The 17741-nt window shown below is 63.2% G+C and carries 15 protein-coding genes and 1 pseudogene; 11 read left to right on the top strand and 5 right to left on the bottom strand.

Annotation, left to right across the window (positions count from 1 at the left end; translation table 11 throughout):
- Positions 1–129: 129 nt before the first annotated feature.
- The 3 genes from AB4Z43_RS27785 to AB4Z43_RS27775 all read left to right on the top strand — a co-directional run bounded on the left by AB4Z43_RS27785 (position 130) and on the right by AB4Z43_RS27775 (position 3677).
- Positions 130–1254, top strand: a complete 1125-nt coding sequence (locus tag AB4Z43_RS27785; RefSeq protein ID WP_038652706.1) for a L,D-transpeptidase — start codon at positions 130–132, stop codon at positions 1252–1254.
- 216 nt (positions 1255–1470) lie between these two features.
- Positions 1471–3108 (top strand): CTP synthase, encoded by a 1638-nt coding sequence (locus AB4Z43_RS27780; protein ID WP_020628875.1) that lies wholly within the window; start codon positions 1471–1473, stop codon positions 3106–3108.
- Positions 3109–3131: 23 nt separating this feature from the next.
- On the top strand, positions 3132–3677 hold the full coding sequence (locus AB4Z43_RS27775; RefSeq protein WP_441939824.1) for a DUF1697 domain-containing protein: 546 nt from the start codon (positions 3132–3134) through the stop codon (positions 3675–3677).
- Positions 3678–3725: 48 nt separating this feature from the next.
- Here AB4Z43_RS27775 and AB4Z43_RS27770 read toward each other — a convergent pair whose 3' ends face one another.
- Together AB4Z43_RS27770 and AB4Z43_RS27765 are read right to left on the bottom strand one after the other, a co-directional pair.
- Entirely contained in the window at positions 3726–5183 is a 1458-nt protein-coding gene (locus AB4Z43_RS27770; protein ID WP_020628874.1) for an NCS1 family nucleobase:cation symporter-1, read from the bottom strand.
- Between the two features lie 209 nt (positions 5184–5392).
- Positions 5393–6478 carry a LysR substrate-binding domain-containing protein gene (locus tag AB4Z43_RS27765; RefSeq protein ID WP_441939822.1) on the bottom strand — a complete coding sequence of 362 codons (1086 nt, stop codon included), beginning with the start codon at positions 6476–6478 and terminating at the stop codon, positions 5393–5395.
- 66 nt (positions 6479–6544) lie between these two features.
- Here AB4Z43_RS27765 and AB4Z43_RS27760 point away from each other — a divergent pair, with 66 nt between their 5' ends.
- From AB4Z43_RS27760 to AB4Z43_RS27725, 8 genes are all read left to right on the top strand, one after another.
- Positions 6545–8053, top strand: a complete 1509-nt coding sequence (locus AB4Z43_RS27760) for a leucyl aminopeptidase (protein ID WP_441939820.1) — start codon at positions 6545–6547, stop codon at positions 8051–8053.
- A gap of 54 nt (positions 8054–8107) precedes the next feature.
- Positions 8108–9013 carry a proline iminopeptidase-family hydrolase gene (locus tag AB4Z43_RS27755; RefSeq protein ID WP_038646840.1) on the top strand — a complete coding sequence of 302 codons (906 nt, stop codon included), beginning with the start codon at positions 8108–8110 and terminating at the stop codon, positions 9011–9013.
- Between the two features lie 18 nt (positions 9014–9031).
- Positions 9032–10693, top strand: coding sequence for an ABC transporter substrate-binding protein (locus AB4Z43_RS27750; protein ID WP_019858160.1), 1662 nt, complete (start codon positions 9032–9034; stop codon positions 10691–10693).
- Positions 10694–10714: 21 nt separating this feature from the next.
- Positions 10715–11731, top strand: coding sequence for an ABC transporter permease (locus AB4Z43_RS27745; protein WP_441939818.1), 1017 nt, complete (start codon positions 10715–10717; stop codon positions 11729–11731).
- A complete protein-coding gene (locus tag AB4Z43_RS27740; protein ID WP_441939816.1) occupies positions 11731–12702 on the top strand; it encodes an ABC transporter permease in 972 nt (323 codons plus the stop codon). The genes AB4Z43_RS27745 and AB4Z43_RS27740 overlap by 1 nt, the downstream gene beginning before the upstream one ends.
- Entirely contained in the window at positions 12699–13670 is a 972-nt protein-coding gene (locus tag AB4Z43_RS27735) for an ABC transporter ATP-binding protein (RefSeq protein ID WP_441939814.1), read from the top strand. The genes AB4Z43_RS27740 and AB4Z43_RS27735 overlap by 4 nt, the downstream gene beginning before the upstream one ends.
- The gene (locus AB4Z43_RS27730; protein WP_441939812.1) at positions 13667–14647 is read left to right on the top strand and encodes an ABC transporter ATP-binding protein; all 981 of its coding nucleotides are present in this window, start codon (positions 13667–13669) and stop codon (positions 14645–14647) included. The genes AB4Z43_RS27735 and AB4Z43_RS27730 overlap by 4 nt, the downstream gene beginning before the upstream one ends.
- Positions 14648–14766: 119 nt before the next feature.
- A complete protein-coding gene (locus AB4Z43_RS27725) occupies positions 14767–15069 on the top strand; it encodes a DUF982 domain-containing protein (RefSeq protein ID WP_010909507.1) in 303 nt (100 codons plus the stop codon).
- Positions 15070–15166: 97 nt separating this feature from the next.
- Here the strand turns inward: AB4Z43_RS27725 and AB4Z43_RS27720 are convergent, their stop codons facing one another.
- From AB4Z43_RS27720 to AB4Z43_RS27710, 3 genes and pseudogenes are all read right to left on the bottom strand, one after another.
- Positions 15167–15532 (bottom strand): YybH family protein, encoded by a 366-nt coding sequence (locus AB4Z43_RS27720; protein ID WP_441939810.1) that lies wholly within the window; start codon positions 15530–15532, stop codon positions 15167–15169.
- Between the two features lie 89 nt (positions 15533–15621).
- Complete coding sequence (locus AB4Z43_RS27715; RefSeq protein ID WP_441939807.1) at positions 15622–17358, bottom strand: tetratricopeptide repeat protein; 1737 nt, start codon at positions 17356–17358, stop codon at positions 15622–15624.
- Between the two features lie 29 nt (positions 17359–17387).
- Positions 17388–17741 (bottom strand): annotated as a pseudogene (locus AB4Z43_RS27710) (HlyD family type I secretion periplasmic adaptor subunit); the annotation flags it as partial.

Here is a 17741-nt window from a genome sequence, read left to right as displayed (position 1 = left end):
AGCAGCGTGGTCTCGCGCTTGAGGCATCCGCGCTTATTCGACTATAGATTGCACGCGGCATTTTCGGTGTCCTTGGGGGACGCCGGGCGACGCCGTGGGCAACAAGCATTGAACGATCGGATCTTCGCCATGCAGCTTCGCAGCTTCATTTTCCTGGGACTTTGCGCCGTACTCGGCTTGAGTTCCCCGGCTTTCGCCGGCGTGCCGGCCAATTTGGCCGCCAATCAGTCGGTCGACAAAACCGACGCCATCAACGTCGCAGTCAAGAGCGATGCGGCGCAGTTGAAGGCTCTCAAGAAGAAGAAAAGCCCGACACCGGACGATCTCGCCCAGATCAAGAAAATCGAGGCCAAGATCGCCGCCGACAAGGAAGACGCCAAGACCAAGGCGCTCGAAGCCAGGAAGCTGGCGTTGCGCGAGGCGGCCAAGGCCAAGGCCGACGCCGAACGGCAGGCCTTCCTGGCTAAGAAGGGAAAGAGCGCTTCTACAACGGCCGAAGTGGCTGACGCCAAGCCGGCCAAGAAGACCACAAAGGTCATCGAGCCGATCGAACCGATCACACCAATCCAGTCAGCCGAGCCGCTTCCGGCAGAAGCGATGAATGTCGCTCTGACCGGCAACAATGGTGAGCTTCGTAGCGAGGTCATCGGCCAGAAGCAGCCGAGCCGCGGCCTGTTCGCCGGCCTGTTCGGCGGCACCTCTTCCGGCTCGTCGATCAGCTATCTGCCCGAGACGCGGGCTCTCGACCGGGCTCTCGCCCAGAAGGACGCCAAGAAGCCGTTCAAGGTGAAGCCGGAATTCGTGCCGCAGGACGTGGAATTCACCGGCTATGAGCCGGGCACCATCGTCATCGACACCAGCGCGCGCCGGCTCTATCTCGTCGAATCGTTTTCGACCGCGCGTCGCTACGCGATCGCGGTCGGCCGTGAAGGCCTGCAGTTCAAGGGTACGGTCGCGGTGGGCGACAAGCAGGAATGGCCGCGCTGGATCCCGACGCTCGACATGCAGAAGCGCGAGCCCAAGCACTACGGGCAGTACAAGGACGGCATGCCCGGCGGCGGCCAAAACCCGCTCGGCGCCCGCGCCATCTACCTCTATGACGGCAAGAAGGACACGCATCTGCGCATCCACGGCACCATCGCGCCGCAGTCGATCGGAACCAGCGCTTCCAATGGCTGCTTCCGCATGATCAACGAGCACGTCATGGATCTCTACAGCCGCGTCAGGGTCGGCACCAAGGTCGTCATCATCTGACGTTTCCGCCATCCTGCCGAAAGGGCCGGCTCAGCCGGCCCTTTTGTTTTGCCTCGCTCACGACAAGCCTGTCCGGTCGTGATCCCCGGACAAACGAAAACCGTTTGTTCGAGAAAACCGGGTTCCACACTTCGGGATCATGGTCCGACGCCTTCTTGGGAAAAAACCTTCGCGGTGGTTTTTTCTCTGGCGGAATCAATCCAGCCGCGTTAAGCGATGACTCCCATGGCGCGATATGTATTCATCACAGGCGGCGTGGTTTCCTCACTTGGAAAAGGCATAGCCGCAGCGGCCCTTGGGGCTCTCCTGCAGGCGCGAGGCTATCGCGCACGCATCAAAAAACTCGACCCGTATCTCAATGTCGATCCCGGCACGATGTCGCCGTACCAGCATGGCGAGGTGTTCGTCACCGATGACGGTGCGGAGACCGATCTTGACCTTGGTCACTACGAGCGCTTCACCGGGCGCTCGGCCAATCAGCAGGACAACATCACCACCGGCCGCATCTACAAGAACATCATCGAGCGCGAGCGGCGCGGCGACTATCTCGGTGCCACCGTGCAGGTCATTCCGCACGTCACCGACGAGATCAAGAATTTCGTCCTCAACGGCAATGACGACTATGATTTCGTGCTGTGCGAGATCGGCGGCACGGTCGGCGACATCGAGGCGATGCCGTTCCTCGAGGCGATCCGTCAGCTCGGCAACGACCTGCCGCGCAACAACGCCGTCTACGTGCATCTGACCTTGATGCCCTACATCCCGACGGCGGGTGAGCTGAAGACCAAGCCGACCCAGCATTCGGTCAAGGAACTGCGCGGCATCGGCATCGCGCCCGACATCCTTCTGGTTCGCGCCGACCGCGCCATTCCCAAGGAAGAGCGTAGAAAGCTGTCGCTGTTCTGCAATGTCCGGGAAAGTGCCGTCATCCAGGCGCTCGACGTGCCGCACATCTACGACGTGCCGATGGCCTACCACAAGGAAGGGCTCGATTCGGAAGTGCTGGCCGCCTTTGGCATCGACCCTGCGCCGAAGCCGCGCATGGAGCCCTGGCAGAAAGTGTCGGACCGCATCCACAGCCCGGAAGGCGAGGTGACCATCGCCATCGTCGGCAAATACACCGGCCTCAAGGACGCCTACAAATCGCTGATCGAAGCGCTTTCGCATGGCGGTCTGGCCAATCACGTCAAGGTCAAGCTCGACTGGATCGAATCGGAGATCTTCGAGAAGGAGGATCCGACGCCGTGGCTGGAAAAGGTGCATGGCATCCTGGTTCCCGGCGGCTTTGGCGAACGCGGCTCCGAGGGCAAGATCCTGGCGGCGAAATTCGCGCGCGAGCGCAAGGTGCCGTATTTCGGCATCTGCTTCGGCATGCAGATGGCCTGCATCGAGGCGGCGCGGTCGCTGGCGGGCGTCGAGCATGCCTCGTCGACCGAGTTCGGCCCGACCAACGAGCCCGTCGTCGGCCTGATGACCGAATGGCTGAAGGGCAACATGCTGGAGAAGCGGCGAGAAACCGGCGATCTCGGCGGCACGATGCGTCTCGGCGCCTATCAGGCCGACCTTGCCAAGGGCTCCAAGATCGCCGAGATCTACGGTGACACGCAGATTTCCGAACGCCACCGCCACCGCTACGAGGTCAATATCGACTACAAGGAGCGGCTAGAGGATTGCGGCCTGGTGTTTGCCGGCATGTCGCCAGACGGCGTGCTGCCGGAGACGGTCGAATATCCCGACCATCCCTGGTTCATCGGCGTCCAGTATCACCCTGAGCTGAAGAGCCGGCCGCTCGATCCGCATCCGCTGTTCGCCAGCTTCATCGAGGCTGCCGTGGAACAGTCTCGCCTGGTGTAGGCACCCGCCAGGCGGAGCCTCTCATGCAGACCTATGTCGCGCTCCTCTACAGCATCATCCTGGGGGAGGGGCGCCGGGTCGTCATGGCGGACCTCAAGGCGATGGCGGAAGGCCTCGGCTTGAGGAATGTTCGCACGCTGGTGGCGACGGGAAATCTGGTCTTCGAGGCTGAGAGGACCGCGACTGCCGCGCTTGAGAAGCGGCTGGAGGCCGCCTTCGAAACGGCCTTTGACCGCCACGTCGACATCATTGTCCGTGGCGCTGGAGATTGGCAGAAACTCGCGTCGTGCAATCCATTCCCAACCGAATCGGAGGAAGCCGGGGATCAGGTCGCGGTGCGTGTGATGCGCAAGCCTGTGGCCGAAGATGTCCTGTCGGGGCTTCAGGCCTATGCCGCCGAGGACGAGAAGGTGCTCCTGATCGGCGGCGACATATGGCTTGTGTTTTCGCGCGAACGGCCAAGCTCGCGGCTGCTTGCGGCCGCCAATCACAAGCGCCTGGGCATAGGCACGTCGCGCAACTGGAACACGGTGCGCAAATTGGCGGAGATGGTTGGCAGTAGGGAATAGGGAATCTGTTTGTGTATTCCCTAGCCCCTACTGCCTACTGCATCACTTTCAGGCTTTCGCTATCTTGGCGCCCGCACCCACGGCGGCGGTGCGCAGCACGTAGTAGATGATGCCGGCAATCGCCACGCCGAAGAACCAGCCATAGACGCCCCACCAGGACGGCAGCCAGTTGGTGAAGTTCGGCAATATCGACGAGAAGACGGCACCGATGCCAGCCGCGATGAAGGCATTGACGTGCCAGCCGCCCTGGAAGCGGAACTCGCCGTCCTCGCGATACAGCGCCTCGACGTCGACCTCGCCTTTGCGGATCAGGTAATAGTCGACCATCATGACACCGAAGATCGGCCCCATCGTCGCGCCGATGATGCCGACGAAATGCGCCGCACTGCCTTCCCACGGCGCGAAGGGATAGAGCACAAGTGCGATGAGTGCTGCGATGTAGCCGCCCTTCTTGAAGTCGATCTGACGCGGGAAGACGTTGGAGAAGTCGAAGGCTGGCGAGACGAAGTTGGCGACGACGTTGATGCCGAGCGTGGCAACCGCGAAGGTCAGGGCCGCGAGCGCCGCCAGGAACCAGCTGTCGAACTTGGCCGAGATCTGGTCGGGATGCAGCAGCACTTCGTGGTAGACGTCATAGGCGGCAATGGTGGTGACGCCGGCGACCAGCGAGAACAGGATGAGGTTGACCGGAAGGCCCCAGATGTTGCCTTTGCGCAGCGCCGCCTTGTCCGGCGCGTAGCGGGCGAAGTCGCAGAAATTGAGATAGAGCGCCGAGAAATAGGTCACCCATATCGCCGCGACCCCGAAGAGCGCCGTCCACGATCCGGGATCGCCCGGAATGCCGGCATCGGCGGTCTTTTCGCGCAGCACGTCCATCGGAATATCGCTGGTAAAGGCGAAGCTCCCCGATTTGACGCAGAGATAGATGGCCAGGAGCAGCATCATCACCCAGACGGCAGGCCCCGCCCAATCCTGGAAGCGGCGCACTGTTTCCATGCCCTTCTGGATGATCAGCAGTTGCAGCGCCCAGATGATGACGAAGCAGATCACTTCCAGCGTGGAATGGCCGAGAAGATGCGAGGTCTTGTTGAATTCGTCGAACCATTGCAGGCGAGTGAGCAATGCCACGATGGCGCCGGAGGCGGCGGCCGTTTGCGCGCCGTACCAGAAGCAGGCGACGATGGCGCGCACCAAGGCCGGTATGTTGGCACCCCAGATGCCGAAGGAGGCGCGGGCGAGCACGGGGTAGGGCACGCCAGTCTTGACGCCGGCATAACCGACCATGTTCATCAGCGCGTAGATGATCAGCGAGCCGATGCCGATAGCAATGATGAAATTGACGAAGCCGCCGCAGAACAGGAACAGGCTGGCGGCGAGATAATAGCCCCACAGGCTGTGAACGTCCGATGTCCAGACGTTGAAGATCGAGAATGGTCCCCAGTTTCGAACTTTGGCCGGAGCGAGATCCTCGTTGTACAGATCAGGCGATGCGCCTTGTATGGTCACTGCAATGTCCTCCCCTTGATTGGCCACGCGCCTCCACGCGATAGCTGTGCAGGTTAAGCCTGACGCTGGGGAACCGACAAGCAATCCATTTGCCGGCTTTGGCCTTAAAGATATTCAATGCGAACGGCGATTATCGAGGGGTCGCAATGGTGGGCCGCTGTTGGATACCAACAGTTCTGGTGATTCGAATTCGGGTGCCGCTTCTCCGCCTAGGCGATGGCCATGACCCGCTTGTGGTCGTCGACTTCCGACAACAGCCAGTCCTGAAACAGGCCGGTGCCCGGCTTGTTGCCGATGCTGCGGCGCTGATGCAGGTAGATGCCGGCCGGATAGGTATGGCGGGCCTGAAACGGCGCGACAAGTTTGCCTTGCTGCAGCAGATCCTGCGCCATCATCGTATCGGCGAGCGCAATTCCGGCGCCATTGATTGCCTCGCGCATGATGAGCGTACAGTCATCCAGCGTCGTGCTGGATTTCGGCGTCGTGTCCAAAACGCCTTCCTGCTCCAGCCAACGCTTCCATCTCATGCTCTCGCATTCGTGGATAAGATGATGGTTGACCAGATCGGCGGGCGATCGCAGCGGCACGGGCCCATCGAGCAATGAGGGCGCACAGACCGGCGTCAGAACCAGCGGGATCAAAAGCGTCAGGGCCGGGCCGGCCTTGTAGACGAACTCGTCGACAATGGCCAAATCGAAGTTGGCGCGCTTGCCTGACGTCGAGATCTCCAGCTCCACGGTCGGATGCAGCTTGCGAAAGTTCGGCAACCGGTCCGCCAACCAAAGGTTCAGGACCGCCGGGACGCACAAGACCCGGACGCGTTGGGTCCTGCCGTGGCTTGGGCCATCGGCGAGGCTGACGTCGTCGGTGGCGCGCCAGATGGCCTCGAACGCTTCGGAGAGGCTACGCGCATAGTAGGAGCCCCTGATGGTCGGTGTTATCTGGCGAAAGCCGCGTTCGAACAGATCCTGGCCGAGATTTCTTTCGAGCGCACGGATATGGCGGCTGATGGCCGAGGGTGTCAGGTGCAGCTCTTCGGCTGCATCCTTGATGCTGCCGAGACGTGCGGCGGCCTCGAAAGCGCGCATGCCATTGAGTGAAGGTAGGGCCATTGGCCGATCATGAATTGTCAGTTGAGTTTTTGTCAATCGACTTGGGCGAAATTGGCGTTTGATCGCCTGGCCTGTCGGCGCTACCCAAAAGGCAAGAGCGACTAAGTCGCCATCAGAAAACGATTTTTTGGGGCCTCCGGCACCATTCCACCAAGGGCAGAGACCGGCAACAGGTTTAGCCATTGGCGGGCGAAGCGATGCACGCTGAGCCGAGGCCGGAGTCGTCAGCAAATGGGAGAATGCCAGTCTATGCCTCAATCGCCAGTGCCGGTCTTTGAAACGGCGGACGGGATTTCCTCGGAAACCGCTGTCGTCGTGATCTTGCGAACCGCCCAGACAGGCTTTGGCCCGCGGGCAGCGGCACTGGACGCTGATGTGAGCGGGATCCTGTCGCGTGCCTGCTCCGACCCGGCCACCTTGGCGGAATCCGGCACGTGCATCGATCTTATTGCCCCCCAGGGCGTGTCGGCCCAGCGCGTGATCGTCCTGGCCCTTGGCAAGGCCGAGGCCGTAACCGCCCTGTCACTGGCGCGCGCCGGCGGTTTGCTTGCCGCGCATCTGGAAGGCAAGTGCGAGTGCGCCGCGACGCTTGTCCTCGACCCCATTGACGGCATTGACCTGCCCGCAGCCGAGATCCTGGCGCGCGTCGCGCTGGGCATGCGGCTGCGGCGCTATCGTTTCGACATGCGCAACCGGCGCCAGGGGGCGGGAGCGGACCGGACCTTGCGGGTACAGCTGGTCGGAGCAAGCAGCGCGGATCTGACCCCGGCACTGGCGCGGATCAATGCCATCGCGGACGGTGTCGAATATGCGCGCACGCTGGTCAACCTGCCGCCGAACCATCTCCACCCCGACAATTTCCACGATCATCTGGAGCCGCTGCGCGAAGCCGGCATCGACGTCGAGATACTCGATCCATCGCGGCTGAAGGAGCTCGGCATGAACGCGATCCTGGCCGTGGGTTCCGGGTCGGTGCGGCCGCCGCGCGTCGCGGTGCTGCGCTATCGCGGCAAGGGCGCTCCTTCCCAACCGATGGCTTTCGTCGGCAAGGGCGTGTGTTTTGACTCCGGCGGCCTCTGCATCAAGCGCGGCGAGCAGATGTTCGACATGAAGGCCGATATGGGCGGCGCGGCCGCCGTGGTCGGCCTGCTGATCGCGCTTGCCCGGCAAGGCAGCCCGGTGCATGCCGTCGGCGTTCTCGGCATTGCCGAGAACATGCCGTCCGGCACCGCGCTCAAGCCGCGCGACATCGTCACCACGGCGTCAGGACAGACGGTCGAGGTGTTCGACACGGACGCGGAAGGGCGCCTGATCCTGGCCGATTGTCTCTATTATGCCGCCTCGCGCTTCAACCCGTCGGTGATCGTCGATCTGGCGACGCTGACCTATTCGGTGATGCGCGGCCTGGGATCGATCTTTGCAGGTCTTTTCAGCACCGACGATGCTATCGCGTCGCAGATGATCGCTGCGGGGGAAACGGTTGGCGAGCGGTTCTGGCAACTGCCGCTCGACAAGGCCTATGACGAGGGCCTGCAATCGCCCTTCGCTGACATCCGGCACCACGCCAAGGACATGGAAGACGGTGACGCGCCTTACGCGGCGGCGTTCCTGCGCCATTTCACCGAGGATCGTCCCTGGGTGCATCTCGACATCGCCGGCAAGGAAATGGCCGACGCGGACCGTCCGCTCGGCCGCGAAGGCGCCACGGCGTTCGGCGTGCAGATGCTGGAAGAGTGGGTGCAGACCAGGCTGAACTAGGCGCCTGCTGTCGGGGACAGAAACGAAATGCGTTCAGACGTGATGGGAACCGGGATGTCGTCAGAGGTCGCTAGCAAAGAGGGACGAGCCGCGTTCGGCAGTTACGAGACCTGGTATCGTATTTCTGGCGATCTCGATGCCGACAAGCCCCCGGTGGTGATCCTGCATGGCGGGCCGGGCGCCGCCCACAACTACGTCGATGCCTACAAGCATCTCGCCCGACGGGACCGCGCCGTCATCCACTACGACCAGTTGGGTTGCGGCAATTCCACTTTGCTGCCGGAGAAAGGCGCCGATTTCTGGACGCCACGGCTTTTCATCGACGAGCTGGAAAATCTCGTCGATCATCTCGGCATCCGCGCAGGCTTCCATGTGTTAGGTCAGAGCTGGGGCGGCATGCTGGGCGCCGAGTATGGGGTAACGCGGCCGAATGGCCTGAAGTCGCTGACCATCGCCAACTCGCCGGCCTCGATGAAGCTTTGGGTCGAAGAGGCCAACCGGTTGCGCGCCGACCTCCCCGGGGACGTGCAGGAGACACTGACCCGGCACGAGCAGGCCGGCACGACGGAAGATCCGGCCTACCAGGCAGCGACGATGGTGTTCTACGAGCGGCATGTCTGCCGGGTCGTGCCTTTCCCACCGGAGGTGACGGAGACCTTCGACCAGGTCGTGCGCAACCCCACTGTCTATCATCTGATGAACGGGCCGAACGAGTTCCATGTCATCGGAACGCTGAAGAACTGGAGCATCATCGATCGGCTGCAGGCCGTCGATGTTCCGACACTGATCATCTCCGGACGCTACGACGAGGCCACGCCCGCGACCGTGCAGCCCTTCAAGGACGGCATCAAGGGATCGCGCTGGGAGATATTCGAGCATTCCAGCCACATGCCGCATGTCGAAGAGCAGGACGCGTGCATGCGGGTGGTGGGCGACTTCCTGGACGACAACGACAACTGAGAAAAGGGGAACCAAGACATGAAGAAACTGCTTTTGGCCGCATCAGCCGCGGCACTGCTGGCCGGCACGTGGCTCGCTCCGGCACAGGCTGAATATCTCAAGGAGCACCGAGGTGGCACCATCCGCCTTCTGGCCCGCTCCGCGGCGGGAACGCTCGATCCGCACATCAACTATACCGACCAGGGCTGGCAGATGTACCAGCCGATCTATGACGGCCTGGTGGCCTTCCGCAAGGCCGAGGGCATGGACGGCTTCACCATCGTCCCCGATCTGGCCGAGGCGCTGCCGCAGGTCAGCAATGACGGCAAGACCTTCACCTTCAAGCTGCGCAAGGGCATCAAGTTCTCCAACGGCCAGGATATGGGCGTCAAGGACGTCGTCGCCTCCTTCCAGCGCATCTTCAAGGTTTCCGGGCCGACTTCCGGCACCTTCTATGCCGGCATTGTCGGCGCCGACAAATGCCTGGCCGATACCAAGAACTGCACGCTGGACGGCGGTGTCGTCGGCGATGAAGCGGCCGGTACCATCACCCTCAATCTCACCAAGCCCGACGCAGAGATACTCTACAAGCTTGCCTTGCCGCATGCCGTGGTGTTGCCGGCGGATACGCCCGCCGAAGACATGGGCTCCAAGCCCATTCCCAGCACCGGCGCCTACATGATCTCCGCCTTCGACCCCAACAAGGGCATGACGGTGTCGCGCAACCCGAACTTCAAGCAGTGGAGCGAGGAAGCGCAACCTGACGGCTACCCGGATGTCGTCCAGTATGATTTCGGCCTGTCCGAGGAAGCGGCCGTGACGGCGATCCAGAACGGCGAAGCGGACTGGATGTTCGATGCGCTGCCGAGCGACCGCCTGGGCGAACTTGGCAGCAAGTCCATGGACCAGCTGCACATCTCGCCGCTTTCGGCGTGGTGGTATGCACCCCTGAACAACCGTCTCGCGCCGTTCGACAATGAAAAGGCGCGCCAGGCCGTTGCCTATGCGATCGATCGCAACACGCTGGTCAAGCTGTTCGGTGGCAAGGTGCTGGCCTCGCCGGTCTGTCAGGTCCTGCCGCCGGACTTCCCCGGCCATGAGGACTATTGCCCCTTCACCAAGAACCCCGGTGCCAAATGGTCGGCGCCGGATCTCGACAAGGCAAAGCAACTCGTTGAGGAATCGGGCACCAAGGGCCAGAAGGTGACCATTATCGTCGAGGACACCGCCATTTCGCGGTCGATCGGCGTCTACCTGCAGAGCGTGCTGACCACCATCGGCTATGTCGCCGACGTCAAGCCGATCTCGTCCAACATCCAGTTCACCTACATCCAGAACACCAACAACAAGGTGCAGATGTCGGTCACCCAATGGTACAAGGACTATCCTGCGGCTTCCGACTTCCTGAACATCCTGTTCAGCTGCGCCTCCTTCCGTGAAGGTTCGGATGCCTCGATCAACATCGCCGGCTTCTGCGACAAGGACATCGACGCCAAGATGCAAAAGGCGCTGGATCTCGGCGTGACCGACCAGAAGGCCGCAGACAAAATGTGGGCCGAAATCGACAAGCAGGTCACGGACAAGGCGCCGGCAGTCGGTCTCTTCACGCCGAAGCGGCTTGACTTCGTCAGCAAACGGGTTGGCAATTTCAAGTTCAACCGGCAGTTCAACTGGATGATCACCCAGTCCTGGGTGCAGTAACGAACTGCGGAGGGCACGTCCGTGTCGAACCAAGCCGTCGCCATGCCGCGCAAGACGCGAGGGCCCTGGGCCGTCGCGTTTGCGAAGCTGGCAAGGGACAGGGCTGCCATGGCATCCCTGGCCGTGTTCCTCCTCATCGTGCTGGCCTGCCTCAGCGCGCCTCTCTACGCGAAGTGGGCCGGCGTGGACCCCTTCGCCTCGACGCTCGACGCCGTCATCCAGATCGACGGCGCCGACGTTCCGGTGATGGAACAATCGACCGAGGGGCTGGGGCTCGGCTACACGCCGCTCGGTCCGACCTGGCGGCTCGGCAACTATTTCCTCGGCGCCGACAGCCAGGGGCGCGATGTCATGGCCCGAATGCTCTATGGCGGGCTGAGCTCGCTGCTGATCTCCGGTGCGGCCACCATCTTCACCCTGGTCATCGGCACGGCGGCGGGATTGATCGCGGGCTATTTCGGCGGCATCACCGATACGGTGCTGTCGCGCCTGCTGGACGTCCTGTGGGCGTTCCCGATCTATCTGCTGGCGATTTCGCTTTCCATCGTCACCATCGCGCAAGGCATCAGGATCGGGCCGATCGATATCGAGTCCGGCAGCCTATGGTTGCCGGTCATCATCATCGGCATCGTCTACGTGCCATATGTGGCGCGTCCGATACGCGGGCAGGTGCTGTCGCTGCGCCACAGCGAATTTGTGCTGGCCGCGATCAATCTCGGCGTGCCGGGATGGCGCATCCTGTGGCGCGATATCCTGCCCAACATCACCACCACGCTCATCGTCTTCGTACCGTTGATGATGGCGCTGAACATGCTGACGGAATCCGCACTCTCCTTCCTGTCGATCGGCGTGCAGCCGCCCGCCGCGAGCTGGGGCACCATCATCCAGGACGGGCAGGCGCTGCTCTACACCAGGCCGCTGGTGGCGCTGGTGCCGGGCCTGGCCATCGCGGTGTCCGTCATGGCGCTCAATGTCTTCGGCGACGGCCTGCGCGACGCGCTCGACCCGCGCTCCAAGGTTCGGTTGGGGCGCGACTGATGATCTACGCCATCCTGCGCCGTTTCGGTCAGATGCTGTTCGTGATGTTCGGTATCTCGGTCATCGTCTTCCTGATCTTCTTCGCGACGCCGGGTGCCGACCCGGCGGCGCGCATCGCCGGCCGCAATGCAACACCCGAAGTGCTGGAAGCGGTGCGCCACAATTTCGGCTTCGACCGGCCGCTTTACGTTCAGTACGTGAAGATGATGGAGAAGATCTTCGTCACCGGCGACCTGACCTCCTTCGTCAATCGCGGCTGGAAGGTGGTGCCGGCGGTCATGGATTCGATCCCCGTCACGCTTTCGCTGGTGTTCGGGGCGGCGATCCTTTGGGTGGTTGTCTCCATCATCATCGGCATCGTTGCCGCCGCCACCCGCGACAGCTGGCTGGACAAGCTGTTGATGGCTTTGGGCCTGCTCGGCATCTCCATGCCGGTCTACTGGCTGGGCGAGGTGATGAACCTGATCACTCAGAGCCGCTACCACGACAGCTGGGCATTCTCATGGGTCCCGCCGCTTGGCTACAAGAATTTCTCCGACGATCCCAAAGGCTGGTTCCTGACGCTGGTCATACCCTGGATCACGTTGGCCATTCTCTACATAGGCATTTACGGGCGCGTGCTGCGCGCCGCCATCATCGAATCCTTGCAGGAGGACTTTATCCGCACGGCCAGGGCCAAGGGCCTGTCGGAGACGCGCATCCTGCTGCGCCATGCCTTGCGCACATCGCTCATCGCGTTCGTCACCTTGTTCGGCCTGGACTTCGGCGCGCTGGTGGGCGGCTCGGCGCTGCTGACCGAGGTGGTGTTCGGGCTGCACGGCATCGGCAAGCTCACTTATGACGCGCTGCAGAATCTCGACCTGCCGATGATCATGGCGACGGTGATGTATGCGTCCATGTTCGTGGTCATCGCCAATGCGGTCGTCGATTTCGTCTACATCCTTCTCGATCCGCGCCTGAGGACATCATGATACTGTCGGTGCGCGATCTCAAAGTATCCTTCCGCACCAATGACGGTCTGGTGCGGGCGATCGATGGCGTTTCCTTCGATCTCGAGGAAAGCGAGATCCTCGGCGTGGTCGGCGAATCCGGGTCCGGCAAGACGGTGTCGCTGCTGGCGGTGATGGGCCTCATCACCGATCCGAACGCCAGCATCGAAGGCTCGATCCGCTACAAGGGCCGTGAATTGGTGGGGCTGCCGGCGCGGGAGCTGAGGCGGCTGCGCGGCAACGAGATCGCGATGATCTTCCAGGATCCGATGACGGCGCTGACGCCGGTCTACACGATCGGCTGGCAGATCGCCGAACAGATCCGCGCGCACCAAAATATCAGCAAAGCCAAGGCGATGGTGCGCGTCGAAGAACTGCTGGCCGAGGTGAATTTTCCCAATCCGCGCGAGGCGATGTCGCGCTACCCGCACCAGCTTTCCGGCGGCATGCGGCAGCGCGCGGTGATCGCGATGGCCTTGTCCTGCAATCCGGCGCTGCTGGTGGCGGACGAGCCGACCACGGCGCTCGACGTCACGGTGCAGGCCGGCATTCTCGACCTCGTGCGCAAGCTGCGCGCGACGCACAAATCGGCTGTGGTCTTCATCACGCACGACATGGGCGTGGTCTCCGAACTCGCCGACCGGGTGATGGTCATGTATGCCGGCCGCGTGGTGGAACGTGGCAGCCGCATGGAACTATTTTCCGACCCACGACATCCCTACACGCGTGCGCTGCTGGGTTCGATCCCGCCGCTGACCGGTGAAAAGCCGCGCCGCCTGCCGGCCATTCCCGGTTCGCCGCCATCGCTGCTGCGATTGCCGCAGGGCTGCGCCTTCGGCCCGCGATGCCCGGTGCACTACGAGCCCTGCGTGACCGACAGGCCAGACCTTGGCATCGGCACTCACGCCGCGGCGTGCTTCCGGGTGGCGCAGGCAGGAGCGGACCGATGACCGACAGCCCAATCCTCGAAACGCGTTCACTCGGCAAGCGCTTCTCGATCGGCACCCGTTTCTCCGCCGCAGGCAAGCGAACCGTCCATGCGGTCGACAATGTTTCGCTGACCGTGCGGCGCGGCGAGACGGTCGGCCTGGTCGGCGAATCCGGCTGCGGCAAGTCCACGCTGGCGCGCTGCCTGGTGAGGCTCTACGAAATATCCGACGGAGAGCTGCTGTTCGAAGGCGAGGACATCACCTCGAAATCGCTGTCCGAACTGAGGCCGCTGCGCCGCCGCCTGCAAATGGTGTTCCAGGACCCGTCGGCCTCGCTCAATCCGCGCCGGCGCGTTGGCGATCTGGTGGCCGAGCCGCTGCGCATCCACGGCAAGCTTTCCTCGCGCGAGATCACCGCGCGTGTCGCGGAATTGTTCGAGCTCGTCGGCCTGCTGCCGGACCATGTCATGCGCTATCCCCACGAATTCTCCGGCGGCCAGCGCCAGCGGGTCGGCATCGCGCGGGCCATCGCGCTCAATCCCGATCTGGTCGTGCTGGATGAACCGGTCTCCGCACTCGACGTCTCGGTGCAGGCGCAGATCGTCAACCTGCTTGCCGATCTGCAGGAGAAGCTGAACCTCACCTACATCTTCATCGCCCACGACCTGTCGGTGGTGCGCCAGGTGTCGACCCGCATCGCTGTCATGTATCTCGGCTCGATCGTCGAGGAAGGGCCGGCCGAGGAGGTGTTCGCGACATCAGCCCATCCCTACAGCCAGGCGCTGATCTCGGCGGTTCCGGTCGTTGAGACCACGCCCAGCGGGACGCGCAAGCGCATCATCCTCACTGGCGATGTGCCGAGCCCGCTCAAGCCGCCATCCGGCTGCCGTTTCCACCCAAGATGCCCGATCGCGGTCGATCGATGCCGCACGGAACGGCCGGAGCTGAGGGAGTATCGACCCGGCCGCAAAGTGGCCTGCCACTTCCCCACGGTTTAGCTGGCGACCATCGACCAAAAGATTTTTTAAAGGTTCTGTTTTCTGTATGGAACCAACCGCAAGACTGTGCGTTTCATAAGGTTCGATCGGGCGGCATCGCGATCGACCGGGAGGAAACGATGGACTACCTGCATTTCTTTGCGCCCGTGCGGATCTCGCGCGGGCAGGGACATCCTGTAGAAGAAGTGGATAGTGTCGCAGAGGCGATGGTTTTCTTGCGTAAATGGCCGACGGGACGACGCGGGCCAGTGTATCAGTGCGCGCTGAATTGCTGCTCGGCAGCTTTGTCGGGGCAGATGTCGGCGGAGGAGGCCAGGAAGGCATTCACCGGCTTTGCCAGGATCACGCGGCTTCTGGACGACGACATGGCGCTGCCGGTCCCCGGCGAAACCATGGCGGACGTATACGCGCTGCGGCGGTAGCCGCACCCGGATTGCCGAACGCAAGGACAGCGGCCATGACGGCCGCAGTGTGTTGACGCGCCCGTGGTGACGTGGCCGGCCGGTTTTCCCGGAAGGCCTAATCCCAAGCGACGGAATAGCGGTCGATCACCCAAAGCCAGGAGCCGTCGGCCTGCCGCCGGGCAACCTCGCTGGTGACGTCGCCGTCGGGAAGTCGGGTCGAGGTGAGGGCAAGGTCGCCGCAAATGAGCGCCGGCCGCTGTTCTCCGACCGCAAACTTCCGTCCGGACGTAACGATCTCGGCATAGTAGTCACGAATGGCTTCATGGCCGCGCAGAAAACGTCCGCCGCCGCAGTCGATCACGGCATCCGCCTCGAACAGCGCGACCATGCCATCGACGTCGCCCGCATGCTGTCTCGCTATCAGCATGGGCTCCAGCTGCTGAGGGTCGTAGGCGCGCCTTCCCGCACTCGGATCGTTCATTGAGCGCGCCTATGAAGGAAGTTGGGATGCGTCGATCCGCCGTGGTGCAAACTTGCTGGACCACTCCCGCGTCGAAACCAGCATATGGCTCATGGCGCCGCCGCGCCCGCAGTCCCCAGTTCGTCGGCGGCTTCACTGATCCCGTGCGCAGCCGCGCGTTCGAGCCAAAGGCGAGCGGCAACCGGGTCGCACTCCCCGGCGAGGCCTTTCAAGAGATAACGTCCGAGCATGAATTGGGCTTGGCTATGCCCGCGTCCGGCAGCGGCGGCGTACCATTTCTGCGCTGCCGCCTGATCGGCCGGCAGGCCGTGGCCGGCTCCGTACAGCGCGCCAATCGCAAACATCGCCCCGGCGTGACCGTCGGCGGCGGCCTGCTCAAACAGCCGCATTGCAGCCTCGGGCTCGGGCGTGCCGCCGCGCCCATTGAGCAGCATCTCTGCGAGCGCCACGCGTGCGTCGAGCACGCCGGCGTCGGCCGCCCGCGCAAACCACACGCGGGCCTGAGTTGGGTCGGCCGCCACGCCGCGTCCATCCTGGAGGAGGCGGGCATACATATATTGCGCTTCGGCGACGCCTTCGGCGGCGCGCCGCAGCCAGTGTGCCGCTTGCCCCTCGTCCTGGCGAACGCCGACGCCCTTGGCGAAGCAGAGCCCAAGGTTGAATGCCGCGATGAGGTCGCCCGATGATGCGGCCGCCTCGAACCATCCGGAAACGCTTGCACCGTCATCCGGGTCGCCGGCTCCTCCGAGGATAAGATTGGCGAGGTCTGTCTGTGCCTGCTGATTGCCGCCATTTGCGGAAGATCGCAGCCAGCGCGCTCCTTCCTCGACATCCTCAGCCACACCATTTCCCGTCAAATAGAGCGAGGCCAAAGCGCGGGCAGCGGCTTGGTGGCCCGCTTCGGCCGCCCGCCGGTACCAATTCGCGGCTTCTGCAAAGTCCGGCCGCTGCGTCTTGGCATAGCGATCCCCCAACATATAGGCTGCCTCGATATTGCCGGCCAAGGCAGCACGCCGCATCCATGCCTCCCCGGCAGCGACATCTTGGCCGACGAGTGCACCGTCGATCAGTGCCAGTCCCAACCGGAACTGGGCGGAGGGCAGGCCCTTCTCTGCAGCAGCCCGATACAGTTGAGCGGCTGCTGCCATGTCGCTTGCTACGCCGAGCCCATGCTCGGTAAGGACCGCAAGAAGATAGGTCGCGGTCGGCAGGCCGGCGTCGGCCGCACGCCTTACCTCTTCCGCAATCCGAACTCTGTTTTCGCGTTTGCCGCGGCGGGCCAGCGACAGGGCAAAGCCAAGGCACCCTTCGGCGCAGCCGGCAGCAGCCGACTTCTCGTACCAGCGGTGTGCGGCATCGACGTCGCGCATCGATGCGGGGCCGCTGGTAAGGATATAACCGAGGATCGCCTGTCCCGTGGCCGAGCCTGCCTCGGCCGCCTTGGTGGCAAAGTCGAAAGCGGCCGTGAAGTCTGGTTTTCCCGGGGAATCAGGTTTGAACAAGTGCTCCGAGGGTCCCTTGCCGTCGGCTTCCGCCGTCACCAGCCCGGTGACGTAGAGCGCGGCGAGAAGCGCCTGCGCATCCGCGCTCCCGTGGTTCGCCGCCCGCAGCAGCCATCGCGCGCCTTCCATACGGCTCGGTGGCACACCGGCGCCTTCCAGATAGCAACGCGCGACCCGGTACTCGGCGTCAGCGATCCCCGCGCGCGCCGCTTTCGCCATAAGCGGAAAGGCTTCAGCGGCCTTGCCGCTGTCAGCAAGCTGGATCGCCCGACGCAACACCGCCGCCGGGAAGGCCAGACCAGTCAGCCGATCCAGGATTGTCATCGATCCGAGCCTCTGATTCCTCCAGTACTCTAAGGCTCCCGCATCGCCTCCTGGCCGATCGGGAGCATGACGCCGAGAAGGTACTTGAGTATCGTGCGCCGGCCGACCTTTACGTCGGCGGTCACCGGCATGCCGGGGCTGACGGCGAAACCGGCGGGAACGCCGTGGAGGGCGACCTGGTCGATGGAGATACGCGTGCGATAGAATGGCTCGGCATCGGAAGGCAGCATGGCGAGGGAACTGTTCGGGTCGCGCGCTTGCTCCTGTGCCGAGAAGGAATCTGGGCTGAGTGCCCGCACAGTTCCATGGGCGAGGCCGTATTGCGAATAGGGGAAGGTGTCGAACTTGATGACCACCGGGTCGCCGACATGCACAAAACCGCT

The organism is Mesorhizobium sp. 2RAF45 (genome assembly GCF_052115225.1).
Classification (GTDB): Bacteria; Pseudomonadota; Alphaproteobacteria; order Rhizobiales; family Rhizobiaceae; genus Mesorhizobium; species Mesorhizobium jarvisii.
This window is presented reverse-complemented; position numbering and strand designations above follow the sequence as displayed.

Bases quoted from the DNA above. Each gene is read 5' to 3' on its own strand.
- AB4Z43_RS27785 (WP_038652706.1), top strand. From the start codon at position 130: ATGCAGCTTCGCAGCTTCATTTTCCTGGGACTTTGCGCCGTACTCGGC.
- AB4Z43_RS27780 (WP_020628875.1), top strand. From the start codon at position 1,471: ATGACTCCCATGGCGCGATATGTATTCATCACAGGCGGCGTGGTTTCC.
- AB4Z43_RS27775 (WP_441939824.1), top strand. From the start codon at position 3,132: ATGCAGACCTATGTCGCGCTCCTCTACAGCATCATCCTGGGGGAGGGG.
- AB4Z43_RS27765 (WP_441939822.1), bottom strand. From the start codon at position 6,478: ATGGCTAAACCTGTTGCCGGTCTCTGCCCTTGGTGGAATGGTGCCGGA.
- AB4Z43_RS27760 (WP_441939820.1), top strand. From the start codon at position 6,545: ATGCCTCAATCGCCAGTGCCGGTCTTTGAAACGGCGGACGGGATTTCC.
- AB4Z43_RS27755 (WP_038646840.1), top strand. From the start codon at position 8,108: ATGTCGTCAGAGGTCGCTAGCAAAGAGGGACGAGCCGCGTTCGGCAGT.
- AB4Z43_RS27750 (WP_019858160.1), top strand. From the start codon at position 9,032: ATGAAGAAACTGCTTTTGGCCGCATCAGCCGCGGCACTGCTGGCCGGC.
- AB4Z43_RS27740 (WP_441939816.1), top strand. From the start codon at position 11,731: ATGATCTACGCCATCCTGCGCCGTTTCGGTCAGATGCTGTTCGTGATG.
- AB4Z43_RS27735 (WP_441939814.1), top strand. From the start codon at position 12,699: ATGATACTGTCGGTGCGCGATCTCAAAGTATCCTTCCGCACCAATGAC.
- AB4Z43_RS27730 (WP_441939812.1), top strand. From the start codon at position 13,667: ATGACCGACAGCCCAATCCTCGAAACGCGTTCACTCGGCAAGCGCTTC.
- AB4Z43_RS27725 (WP_010909507.1), top strand. From the start codon at position 14,767: ATGGACTACCTGCATTTCTTTGCGCCCGTGCGGATCTCGCGCGGGCAG.
- AB4Z43_RS27720 (WP_441939810.1), bottom strand. From the start codon at position 15,532: ATGAACGATCCGAGTGCGGGAAGGCGCGCCTACGACCCTCAGCAGCTG.
- AB4Z43_RS27715 (WP_441939807.1), bottom strand. From the start codon at position 17,358: ATGACAATCCTGGATCGGCTGACTGGTCTGGCCTTCCCGGCGGCGGTG.